Raw genomic sequence first — 12,726 nt, forward strand, 5'->3', positions numbered from 1 at the left:
CTTTTTTTAGTTTTTAATTTGACCAATTGACCCATTTTCGTTGGGAATTAATTCAAAAATAAATTTTGGAATTAAATTGGGCTCGATTCTATGAGAAACGTAAAGTATCGCCATACTACTTTCTTTAACTAATAAGTTAATTAATTGCGTAACAAGCGCTGTATTTGAATCATCTAAACCTTCAACGGGCTCGTCTAAAATTACCAGTGGTGGGTGTTTTAAAACGGCTCGTACGATAAGAGCCACACGTTGTTGCCCGATGGAAAGCTGAGTAAATATTTTATTTTTCAAATGACTCATTTTAATAACCTCAAGCCATTGCGAAACCACAATTTTTTGGTGCGTTGTTGGTTCGATGTATAAACCAATTGAATCAAAGAATCCAGAGAGAATCATTTGTTCCAAGGTATGATTTTTTTGAAATAAATCCATCATCGCTGTAGAGAAATAACCAATGTTTTTTTTGATATCCCAAACACTTTCACCGCTTCCTTTTTTTGTTCCGAACAAATGTAAATCTTGACCGTAACCCTTGGCATTGTCACCATTTATAAGTGACAAAATAGTGCTCTTTCCGGAACCATTTGGACCAATTAACTGCCAAAAATCACCTTTATTGATTTCCCACGAAATACTATTTATAATTTTTCGATCTTCGTAACTGACCGAAACATGGTTTAGTTTTACTAATGGATTTGACATGGGTTCACCAACGTCCAAGGACTCAGGAAGAAGCGTCTTGGAAATAGAAGATTCTTTTATCTCGGAAGAATCAATAGGATGGAACGTGAATGAATTATCGATTAATTGCGCTTTGTTCGATGTAAAAGAAAACAAATCACTTTTGCGATTTACAATTTGAATAATGATAGTATGCTGCGCTAATTTGGTTATCGCTTCTTCTAAATTTTTTCTAGATAGTTGATCTAAGTGATCTAAAGGATTATCAAATATTATAAAATCTGGTTTCTGCGCGATGCAGTGTTTTAAAAATTCTTTTTTGCGTTCTCCAGATGAAAAGGTGCACAATTTTCGTGCAGAAGTTGTCGAGGCGATACTATCATACTGATATTCTCTTTTAATAAACTTTTCGATTGCTAAGTCAGAAAATAACAAACCTTTTAAATTTTTTAAAAAGTAAAGTTCTGCAATAGATTCTCCTTTTACAATTTCATCAATAAAACTCTTCTTGTCCACTTGATTGGAGAGTAGCAATTCCCAATGAGAATTATAAAGCATTTGTGTTTGATTTTTTAATTCGGAATTTTTTCGATTACAACGGCATTATCTTCAAGGTCAAAATATGTACAAGTCATTTCGACAATATCGATACGCCATTTATTTATTCCACATTGTGCTGCTTGATTGCAAAAAGATAAGTAATCGGTCTCACCATCCTGATGCATAACTAAAAACTGAATAAAGCGTTCCTTATTTACTGTCGAACTAATCGCTATTTCATTATATTTCTCTTCGGTAGAAGCGGTAAAGTTATTTACGCCATAATATTCGGTACAACCATCTTTAACGAAAGTGTCATAGCCTTTAACTCCTAAAATTATTAAATCTTGAATGTAATTTGGAAAATCTGCGCCTGTCTTTACTTTAGCATGCGACTCTTTGATTTGATCTATTGTAAACATAAGTTTATTTTTTGTTGACCTATAAAAGTAAGTAAATTTTTCATTTTTCGATATTTTAGATTGGTAAGAAAATCTTAATTAGATATCAATATTAAGTATACTACTTCAAGACGTGAAATACTCTTTAAGCAAAGATTAAAATTCACATGTATTAGACTTTATTTTTGCTATAATCTTTAGGATCAAAATCGTACCAATAACTCAAAAAGAGAATTGACTATTTTGCAGTTACTTAATTACTTTAAAGCGCGATAAAATCGTCTGTTTTAGGAAAAACGCTCAAGGCTTCAATTATAATTTCAGGAGTTGGTGTCGCTATTTTTCTCAATTTAGTATCCATCCAAGCACCATCAACCGTAATTACGGCACATAATTTTTCATCATTGTAAAATTCATGTACAATAGACCAACGAGAAGCGTCTACTTTCATTTTAGACATTTTGGTTTTCATGACAATAACATCCGAAAGGTTAATTTCTTTTCTAAAAACACATTCTTCACGAAACAAGATTGGTCCAAAATGTTGCGTTTGCATGACGCGCAATGTCAGTCCTAATTGTTCTAATATTTCTACACGATGTTGTGCTCCAAAGTCATAATAAGCACTATGGCGTAAATGAAAATTAGGGTCTAAATCGGACCAACGAAAAGATAATTGTTTGCTGAAAGATGTCATTTGTCGTATTTAAATTAGTTAAGTCGCGATATTTTTAAAAGTAAATATCGCCGCAAAACTAAGAAATTGTACCGAAGATACTTTATGCAATCCCGATTTTAATATAAAATTAGTATGTACTTTAATTAATAAAAATGTATCGATCGGAATGAAAGATTCAATTTTATGAAGTAATTTGAAATAGGAACGCTCACTTCTGACAGCTCTAAAAATTACTGACAAAATGCAAAAATGTCAGTCTGTCAGTATTTGGGAAGCTTTGCTACCATTCAAAACTGACAATTTATTAATGTTTTTTATATTGGCACAAAGATTGACTTAGGCAAGAAGAGATCAAAAATTATTATCAAAATTAAATATATAAAAAATGGGTAAAATAATCGGAATTGATTTAGGTACGACAAACTCTTGTGTTTCTGTAATGGAAGGAAATGAGGCAGTGGTTATTCCTAATGCTGAAGGAAAAAGAACTACACCATCTATCATCGCTTTTGTTGAAGGTGGAGAAATTAAAGTAGGAGATCCTGCAAAAAGACAAGCGGTAACAAATCCTACTAAAACAATTGCTTCTATTAAACGTTTTATGGGACATAGTTTTTCTGAAGTTCAATCAGAATTAGGTAAAGTTCCTTACAGTGTTGTAAAAGGAGACAACAATACGCCACGTGTGGATATTGATGGTCGTTTATACACTGCACAAGAATTATCAGCAATGACACTTCAAAAAATGAAAAAAACTGCTGAAGACTATTTAGGTCAAACAGTTACTGAAGCAGTTATTACTGTTCCTGCTTACTTTAATGATGCACAACGTCAAGCTACAAAAGAAGCTGGAGAAATTGCAGGTCTTAAAGTTATGCGTATCATCAACGAGCCAACTGCTGCGGCATTAGCTTACGGATTGGATAAAAAAGGAACTGATCAAAAAATTGCTGTTTACGATTTAGGTGGAGGTACTTTTGATATCTCTGTTCTTGAATTAGGAGATGGAGTTTTTGAAGTATTGTCTACAAATGGTGACACACACTTAGGTGGAGATGATTTTGACCAAGTTATTATTGACTGGTTAGCTGACGAATTCAAATCGGAAGAAGGAATTGACTTGCGTTTGGACCCAATGTCATTGCAACGTTTGAAAGAAGCTGCAGAGAAAGCAAAAATTGAATTGTCTTCTTCTACAGAAACTGAAATCAACTTGCCATACGTTACGGCTACCGCTTCAGGACCAAAACACTTAGTTAAAAAACTATCTCGTTCTAAATTTGAGCAATTAGCAGCTACTTTAGTTAAACGTTCTATGGAACCAGTTGCTAAAGCATTAAAAGATGCAGGTTTATCTACATCTGATATTGACGAAGTTATCCTTGTAGGAGGTTCTACTCGTATGCCAAGAATTGTTGAAGAAGTGGAGAAATTCTTTGGTAAAAAAGCATCAAAAGGAGTTAACCCTGATGAAGTTGTTGCAATTGGAGCAGCTATTCAAGGTGGAGTTCTTTCTGGAGATGTAAAAGATGTATTGTTATTAGACGTTACACCTTTATCTTTAGGTATCGAAACAATGGGTGGTGTATTGACTAAATTAATTGAGTCTAACACAACTATTCCAACTAAAAAATCTCAAGTTTTCTCTACTGCAGCAGATTCTCAACCAACAGTTGAAATTCACGTATTGCAAGGAGATAGAGCAATGGCTGCAGATAACAAAACTATCGGTCGTTTCCATTTAGATGGTATTCCACCAGCTCCAAGAGGTGTTCCACAAATTGAAGTAACTTTTGATATTGATGCTAATGGTATCATTAAAGTTTCTGCAACTGACAAAGGAACAGGAAAATCTCATGACATTCGTATCGAAGCTTCTTCTGGATTAACTTCTGAAGAAATCGAAAAAATGAAAAAAGATGCTGAAGCTAATGCTGATTCAGACAAAATCTTAAGAGAAAGAGCTGAGAAATTAAACGAAGCAGATAGTACTATTTTCCAAACTGAAACTCAATTGAAAGAGTTAGGAGATAAAATTACTGCTGACCACAAAACAGCTATCGAATTTGCTTTAACTGAATTGAGAATGGCGCACCAATCTCAAGATCTTGAAGCGATCCAAAAAGGTTTAGACAATGTTAATGCAGCTTGGAAAACAGCTACAGAAGCAATGTATGCGCAAGGTGACCAAGGTCAAGGAGCTGCTCAACCACAAGGAGATGCACCACAAGGTGATAATGTTGAAGACGTTGAATTCGAAGAAGTTAAATAATTTCTTAGATTTATAAATAGAAAGCCGAGTTATTGCTAACTCGGCTTTTTTTATGACCTTTAGTGAAATTCTATTCTTATGATACAACTTAAAGATTATATTCGTGACGTTCCAGATTTTCCAAAAAAAGGAATCTTGTTTAAAGACATTACGCCACTATTAAGTAATGCCAAAGCCAGAAGAGAATGTTTGCATATTCTAGCAAATTCTTTAAAAGGACAACGTATTGACAAAGTAGTAGGAGCAGAAAGCCGTGGTTTTTTATTCGGAATACTATTGGCACAAGAACTTAATGCAGGTTTTGTTCCCATTAGGAAACCCAATAAATTACCGTATCAAACATTATCTGCATCGTACGAACTAGAATATGGTTCGGATCATCTGGAAATTCATACCGATGCAATTCAAAAGGGTGATAAAGTACTGATTCACGATGATGTTTTAGCCACAGGCGGAACTGCAAAAGCAATGTGTGAATTAATTGAAAAATTGGGAGGCGAAATTGTTCAGTTTAATTTTTTAATGGAACTTTCTTTTTTGAATGGAAGAGAAAAGATTAAGGATTACCCGATTTTTTCGGCTGTTACCTATTAAATGATATAGGATTTTAAAGTCATTACCGTTTTTCATTTTGATGAAATAGAAAACTTCTCACACACATTATGTGTAGTAGTTAAATAATAAATATTTTTAAAAAACTGACTAATAGTGTTTTAAGATTTATTTTGAAAAAAATTCTCTTTTTATAAAACCAAAATACACTTAATGCCGTAAATGTCTGTATAACTTAAAAATTTAATTATGAAAACTAGAAACATTTTAACAGCAGCAGTATTTACATTGGTATTCGGAGTAAGTTCATTTGCTCAAAAAACAGTAATGGTTGGAGGAGCAGCAATGTACCCAACTAAAAACATTATCGAAAATGCAGTAAATTCTAAAGATCATACTACGCTAGTTGCAGCAGTACAAGCAGCTGATTTAGTAGAGACATTACAAGGAAAAGGGCCTTTTACGGTCTTTGCTCCAACAAACGCAGCTTTCGAAAAATTACCTGACGGAACAGTATCTACTTTACTACAGCCAGAAAATAAAAAAATGCTACAAGGAATTTTGACTTATCATGTAGTATCTGGAAAAATGAATGCGATGGATATTGCTAAAGCAATCAAAATGGGTAAAGGTAAAGCTATGTTGTCAACAGTAAGTGGCGGTACTTTAACTGCTTGGATGGATGGAAAAGACTTATATATTAGTGACGAGAGTGGAAACAAAGCTAAAGTAACAATTGCAGATGTTAATCAGTCAAATGGTGTCATTCATGTAATTGATACGGTTTTGTTACCTAAAAGTTAATTTGAGTTTGAATACAAAATAATTCCAAAACTATTTTTAATTCCAAAAAGCTGTAACAGTACATGTTACAGCTTTTTTTTGTTTAAAAAACATCTAAAAACGTAATTATGAAACATATCCAAAAAATTGTATAACTAAGTCAATGGACAAAAAGAAGAACTTTGAATTATCAAAATCGAAGTATTGCAAACTGCTTTATAAATATAATTTTAAATCGGATAAAATGAAAAATATCAATCTTAAAACAGCAAAAATGGAAGCCTTGTTTAATGGGCTACAAACAAGTTTTGGAGGCGTTTTGTCTTCCGATGAAAAAGAATATTCATTAGATCTTTCTTCTCCTTTATGCGAAGGAAAAATAGAAGGGATGACTTATGAAGAAGGAATTTCATACGTGCAGTTTGATATAAGGTTTAACGAAGCAATTTCATTTCATATTAATTCGTCTAAAACTTCTCCAATTATTTTTACCTATTGCTCTGAAGGCGCTTTAAATCATCGTTTTGACAAGCAAGAACAAATAAATACCGTATCAAAATACGAAACAGCAATTTTAACTACTAACAATGTAGAGGAAAATGAATTGTATTTTGCCAAAGATAAAAAAACAAAAGTGTTATTAATTTTAGTGGATACTAAAGATGAAAAAGCAGTTTCAACAAATGCATTGCATCAAATATTAACACAAACTTTTGCTGAGCCACTATCTGATAATGGAAATTTTATTCATTTGGGCGCACCTAATTTTAGAATAGCCGAAAAAATTGAGCAATTGAACGCGGTGAAACAAACAGGATTAGTTCGTAATTTGTTGAAAGAAGGTATTTTTAAAATCATATTAGCGTTAGAAATTGAACAACACTCTCAATTGGGCAACAAAAATATTTTTAGCGAGTCTACTTGTTTGAGTTTAAGAGATATTGATGCAATTAAAGAGTTGTCTCAACTGATTAAGCAACAACCGGACGAATCATTTTCAATTAAATTTTTATGTCAGAAATCGGGCTTATCAGCTAATAAATTGCAAGAAGGTTTTAAATTGGTTCATAATCGAACAGTAAATGATTTTATCACAAATACCCGTATTGAGAAAGCCGAAAGCTTAATGCGCAATTCAGATTTAAATATTTCTGAGATCGTTTATAGCATTGGTTTTAGTAGCAGAAGTTATTTTTCTAAAATATTTAAGGAAAAATACAACTGTAGTCCAAAAGACTACAGATACAGTCAAAATTCGCTAGCTATCACAGCCTAACATACCTCTATATTTTCGATCAAAAAACAGCTTTTATTGGAAAGCTGTTTTTTTAGTATCATTTGGTTTCATATAAAAAAAGTAAAATTGAATAGCAATCGTAAAGTCTACTAAATAACCTGAAAAATTTATATTTTAACTCAAAAGAAAAAAATTAAAAATGGTAGAAAATTTTTAAATAAAAATTTAAAAATAGATTTTATAAAGAGTCGTTTATAAGTTCTTTTTTTTATTTTTGAAGAGTTTCTTATAAAAAGTTAAAAAACACCCTATTTCAGTCAAAAATTTTTTCATTTTTTACGAAGTAGATAATTACTGAGTTACATCATTCATCTGAAAACAGCTCCCATCTAATTATGATTTTAATTGTTGACGATATAGAGGCAAACATAATCGCCCTAAAAAAAATTCTTGAACTGAACAATCTTGAAGTCGAAACGGCTACATCAGGAGAGGAAGCGTTGAGAAAAATTTTAAAAACCGAGTATTCTGTAATCATTATGGATGTGCAAATGCCAACTATGGACGGTTTTGAAGTAGCAGAAATTTTGGCCGGAAATCAAAAAACCAAAGATATTCCCGTCATATTTTTATCTGCAGTCAACAAGCAAAAAAAATTCATATCAAAAGGATATGAAACCGGTGGAGTAGAATATATAACTAAACCCGTTGATCCGGACTTATTGATCTTGAAAGTCAAAACTTTTTTGAAAATTTACAACCAACAAAATGAACTAAAAATAGTCCGTGATTTGCTGTCAAAAGAAATTGAAATTCGTAAAAAAGACCAAGCAAATCTAGAGAAAATGGTGAGTGCGAGAACCAAAGAACTAGTTTTAAAAAATGAAGAATTAGAGATGCGTAATCATGAATTGCAGCAATTTTCTTGGGTTGTTTCGCATGATTTAAAAGAGCCCGTTCGAAAAATTCAGATTTTCATTAAAATAATAAAAGAAAAATTTTTAGTTAAGGAGGAAAAATCACTTGATTACATTGACAGAACCATTCGATCTGCCGAAAGAATGCAAAACTTAATTACTGATTTACTAGAATATTCGCGCTTATCCTCCAACGTTCCTCCAGAAGAAACCGATCTTAACTCAATTGTAGATGAAGTGGTTACAGACTTTGACTATTTAATTGATTCTAAACAAGCGGTGCTTCAAATTGACGACTTGCCAACACTTACAGTTATTCCGAGTCAAATGCGACAAGTTTTTCAAAACCTTATCGGTAACTCTCTAAAATTCGCAAAGAAAGATCAAGCTCCTTTAATTACAATAACTGCTGAAATCATTGCGGAAAAATCTTTTGAAAGTGCCGTTTCTGAAAATGGAAGGTATTGCAGATTAGAAGTAAAAGACAACGGCATTGGTTTTGACGAAAGTTATATTGATCGTATTTTTATGATTTTTCAGAGTTTAAACGATCGTAGCGCCTACGAAGGAACTGGAATTGGATTAGCGATTGCAAAAAAAATAATTGAAAAACACAACGGTCTCATAACTGCAAAAAGTGCGTTAGACGAAGGAGCAACTTTTGTAATTATTTTACCTTTGAATGACGAAATAGTTTTATAATACCACTTATCCCCAAAATTCATGAACGGAAATTTTAGAAGAAACGTTTTAATAAGCTCGGCAGTATCAGTACTCATATTATTGATTAGTTCAACTGCTTCGTTTATTAGTATTCGAAGCCTATTAAATAGTAATAATCTAGTCAATCGCACTCAAGATATAATTTACAACTTGAATGAGGGAAATTCGCTAATGCTCGAATCACAAACCAGCATGCGAGGTTACTTAGTTTCAGGTAAAACTTCTTTTTTAAAGGACCACGAATTAAATGAGAGTAAGGTAGACTCGTTTTTTAACGTTGTTGAAGAATTAACGCTAGACAATCCTGCACAACAGAAACGTTTACTGCAGTTGAAACCATTAAGAGACCAGTATTTCCGCTTTTTAAATCGAAAGATTATAGAGAAAAAAAATGGAGCAGAGTTTTTAGCTTACGATCTGGATGCTGGTCAAGAATTAATGGCTAAAATTAAAGGATTCGTAAAGCGCATCGAGAGCGAAGAACAAGGTCTTTTAATTGATCGAATCGAAAATTCTGAAGAATATGGGAAATACAGTTCATTATTAATTATTATCGCCTTTGCTATTGCACTTTTTATTAGTGTTATATTTTTAATTCGTATTTTAAAAGATTACGAGCAAAGACTTGAATTGCAAAAAGAACTTCAGAAAAAAGAAGAGGAAACTGCGTTGCGAATTGAAACAATTAGCAAAGTAGCGACACAAATTGCCGAAGGAGATTATGAAATTGAAGTAGAAGAGAGTAAAAGCGATACGTTAGGTAGCGTAAGCACTTCTCTTAATAATATGGGTAAATCTTTAGCTACCTCCTTTAAGTTATTAGGTGATAAAGAATGGTTGCAAGTTGGTATGGCCGAATTAAATATGGTGATGCTGGGAGAAAAATTAATTGATCCGTTGTCTGATGATATTATTAAATTTCTTGCCGTTTATACCAATAGCAGCGCTGGCGTATTATATTTATTAGAAGGAAATGTTTTGCATGCAACTTCAGGTTACAGTCATATCGCAACTCCAGAGCGTCAAAAATTTAAAGTAGGCGAAGGATTGATTGGTCAAGCTGCCGTATCAAATAAATTGCTTGAACTTAAAGTGATTGACGATAGTGCCATTCAAATTTCATATGCGTTAGGTAAAATTAAACCAAAACATATTGTTGCTTTTCCTGTTAGAGATAACAAAATTGAAGGAGTTATTGAATTAGCAAGTATTAATGGATATACTGATATAGAACTCGAATTTTTGAATGAAGTAGCCAACAATATTGGTATTGGGTTGCGATCTACAATGAATCGCAAGCGCTTAAGTGATCTATTAGAGGAAACTCAGGCACAATCGGAAGAATTGCGCATTCAGCATAGCGAAATGGAAGCTATAAATGCAGAATTAGAAGCACAAACTGAAAAGTTACAAGCATCTGAAGAAGAATTGCGCGTGCAACAAGAAGAGCTGCAACAAACCAATGAAGAGTTGGCAGAAAGAAGTGTTTTATTAGAAGAGAAAAACAGTGAAATTCAAAAAAAATCAGAGGATTTAGAGATTACCACACGTTACAAGTCGGAGTTTCTAGCAAATATGTCTCATGAGTTGCGTACTCCTTTAAATTCAATATTATTACTGAGTCGTTTGTTGTCTGAAAATAATGATGACAATATGAATGAGGAACAAATTGAATTTGCAAAAGTGATTCAAAGCTCAGGAGATGGATTGCTGGGCTTGATTGACGAGATTTTAGATCTTTCTAAAATTGAAGCTGGTAAAATGGAACTGGAGTTCTTAGAAGTTTCTACTCAAGAAATTGCGAACACCATGAAGAACTTATTTTCTGAAGTAGCCAAAGAAAAAAGTATAGGTTTTGAGATTAATGTTGACGAAGCGCCTGCTGTTATTAGAACTGACAAAATGCGTTTAGAGCAAATTCTTAAAAACTTAATTTCAAATGCTATCAAGTTTACCGCAAAAGGTCTGGTTACATTTGAAATTAAAGTAGATCCAACTAATAAAAAAACAATTTGCTTTGTTGTTACCGATAGTGGAATTGGAATTCCGCTTGCCAAACAACCTTTGATTTTTGAGGCTTTTCAACAAGCAGATGGTTCTACCAAACGTAAATACGGAGGAACTGGTTTAGGATTATCGATTAGCCGTGAATTGACTAAACTATTAAAAGGAGAAATTAAACTAAAAAGTACTGTTAATCAAGGAAGTGAATTTACTTTGTGTTTACCAGTTTATGGAGATAAAGGACCAAAAAAGAAGAAAAAAGTTAAACTAACTGAAAAAGAGATAGTTATTTCAACAGCTGATAAGCCCTTTGAAAGAAAGTACTTAAGTACCGTAATTCCAAGTGAAATAGCAGATGACAGAGAAAACTTAATTCCAACAGACAAGGTAATATTAATTGTCGAAGACGATATTAATTTTGCTAAATCGTTATTAAAATTTACACGCGATCAAGGTTATAAAGGAGTTGTAGCTGTTCGAGGTGATTACGCTCTTAATTATGCATTAATTTATCGACCAATCGGAATTTTGTTAGACGTAGAATTACCTATGAAAAGCGGTTGGGAAGTGATGGAAGAATTAAAAGGAAATGTGCAAACCCGTCCGATTCCAGTTCATATTATGTCTTCACATAAATTGAAGCAGGAAAGTTTACTAAAAGGCGCTGTTAATTTCTTGCACAAACCGGTTGCATTTGAAAGTATTCCTTCGGTTTTTGAAAAAATAGAGCAAATTATCAATAAAGAATTTCAAAAAGTTTTAATTATTGAAGATAATCCGCAGCATGCGCAAGCATTGGCTTATTTCTTAGAAACATACAACATCAACTCCGAGATTAAAAGTGAAATAGGAGATGGAGTGAACGCTTTAAAAGATCCAGACGTAGAATGTGTAATTCTAGACATGGGAATACCGGACAAGCAAGCCTACGATATTTTAGAAGGTTTGAAGAAAACACCTGGATTGGAAAATTTACCTGTTATTGTTTTTACAGGAAAGAGTTTGTCGATGAAGGAAGAAGTGAAAATTAAAAAATATGCGGATTCAATTATTGTAAAAACAGCCCATTCGTACCAAAGAATGCTAGATGAAGTGTCTTTATTCTTGCATTTGGTAGAAGAAAATAAAGACAGCTCGAAAGTTGCTAAAAAATTAAATTTATTGAATAATATTCTGAATGGTAAAAAAGTATTAATCGTTGATGACGATGTACGAAATATTTATTCATTAACTAAATCGCTAGAGGTTTTTAAAATGAATTGTATTAGCGCAATTGACGGCAAAGAAGCTTTACAAATGTTAGAAGAACATCCAGACGTTGATATTGTATTACTTGATATGATGATGCCAAATATGGATGGCTACGAAACAGCAGAACAAATTCGTAAGAAATCGCACTTCAAAAAACTGCCTGTAATTGCTGTGACAGCAAAGGCAATGACAGGAGATCGAGAAAAATGCATTAAATCGGGCGCTTCAGATTACATAACCAAACCTGTAGACATCGATCAATTGCTTTCGTTATTGAGAGTATGGTTATACGATAAAATTAACTAACTATTTGTTACAAAATGACTAAAAAGAGAATTTTAATTATTGATGACGATCCAAGAAACATATTCGCATTGACGGCTACATTACGTGCGAAATCATTCGAATGTATTTCTTGTTTAAGTGCAGAAGAAGCATTGAAAAAATTAGAATCAGAAGATGTATTTGATGCGATATTAATCGACATGATGATGCCCGAAATGGACGGTTATGAAGCAATTCCATTAATCAAAAAAATACCGGCTAGAAAAGATGTTTTGCTTATAGCAGTAACGGCTCAAGCAATGGTTGGTGACAAAGAAAAATGTTTAGCAGCAGGAGCAGACGACTATATTTCGAAACCAATTGATGTAGATAAAATGCTCGCTGCCTTAGATACGATTTAA

10 protein-coding genes are annotated in these 12,726 nt (G+C 32.9%); 7 read left to right on the forward strand and 3 right to left on the reverse strand.

What is annotated here, in order from left to right; translation table 11 throughout:
* Positions 1-6: 6 nt before the first annotated feature.
* The 3 genes from AP058_RS08260 to AP058_RS08270 all read right to left on the reverse strand — a co-directional run bounded on the left by AP058_RS08260 (position 7) and on the right by AP058_RS08270 (position 2,319).
* Complete coding sequence (locus AP058_RS08260; RefSeq protein WP_066309087.1) at positions 7-1,239, reverse strand: ATP-binding cassette domain-containing protein; 1,233 nt, start codon at positions 1,237-1,239, stop codon at positions 7-9.
* Positions 1,240-1,253: 14 nt separating this feature from the next.
* On the reverse strand, positions 1,254-1,643 hold the full coding sequence (locus AP058_RS08265; protein ID WP_066309089.1) for a DUF1398 domain-containing protein: 390 nt from the start codon (positions 1,641-1,643) through the stop codon (positions 1,254-1,256).
* A gap of 241 nt (positions 1,644-1,884) precedes the next feature.
* Positions 1,885-2,319, reverse strand: coding sequence for a thioesterase family protein (locus tag AP058_RS08270; RefSeq protein WP_066309091.1), 435 nt, complete (start codon positions 2,317-2,319; stop codon positions 1,885-1,887).
* A 367-nt stretch (positions 2,320-2,686) separates the two neighbouring features.
* Here AP058_RS08270 and dnaK point away from each other — a divergent pair, with 367 nt between their 5' ends.
* The 7 genes from dnaK to AP058_RS08310 all read left to right on the forward strand — a co-directional run bounded on the left by dnaK (position 2,687) and on the right by AP058_RS08310 (position 12,726).
* Positions 2,687-4,573, forward strand: coding sequence for a molecular chaperone DnaK (gene dnaK, locus AP058_RS08280; protein ID WP_066309095.1), 1,887 nt, complete (start codon positions 2,687-2,689; stop codon positions 4,571-4,573).
* Positions 4,574-4,651: 78 nt separating this feature from the next.
* Positions 4,652-5,167: an adenine phosphoribosyltransferase gene (locus AP058_RS08285; protein WP_066309097.1), complete on the forward strand. Its 516-nt coding sequence runs from the start codon at positions 4,652-4,654 to the stop codon at positions 5,165-5,167.
* Between the two features lie 207 nt (positions 5,168-5,374).
* Positions 5,375-5,929, forward strand: coding sequence for a fasciclin domain-containing protein (locus AP058_RS08290; protein WP_066309102.1), 555 nt, complete (start codon positions 5,375-5,377; stop codon positions 5,927-5,929).
* 223 nt (positions 5,930-6,152) lie between these two features.
* A complete protein-coding gene (locus tag AP058_RS08295) occupies positions 6,153-7,184 on the forward strand; it encodes an AraC family transcriptional regulator (RefSeq protein ID WP_066309585.1) in 1,032 nt (343 codons plus the stop codon).
* 356 nt (positions 7,185-7,540) lie between these two features.
* Complete coding sequence (locus AP058_RS08300) at positions 7,541-8,764, forward strand: response regulator (RefSeq protein WP_066309109.1); 1,224 nt, start codon at positions 7,541-7,543, stop codon at positions 8,762-8,764.
* A gap of 21 nt (positions 8,765-8,785) precedes the next feature.
* A complete protein-coding gene (locus AP058_RS08305; RefSeq protein ID WP_066309110.1) occupies positions 8,786-12,346 on the forward strand; it encodes a response regulator in 3,561 nt (1,186 codons plus the stop codon).
* 14 nt (positions 12,347-12,360) lie between these two features.
* A complete protein-coding gene (locus AP058_RS08310; RefSeq protein ID WP_066309115.1) occupies positions 12,361-12,726 on the forward strand; it encodes a response regulator in 366 nt (121 codons plus the stop codon).

It is taken from the genome of Flavobacterium sp. TAB 87 (genome assembly GCF_001529295.1).
GTDB lineage: Bacteria > Bacteroidota > Bacteroidia > Flavobacteriales > Flavobacteriaceae > Flavobacterium.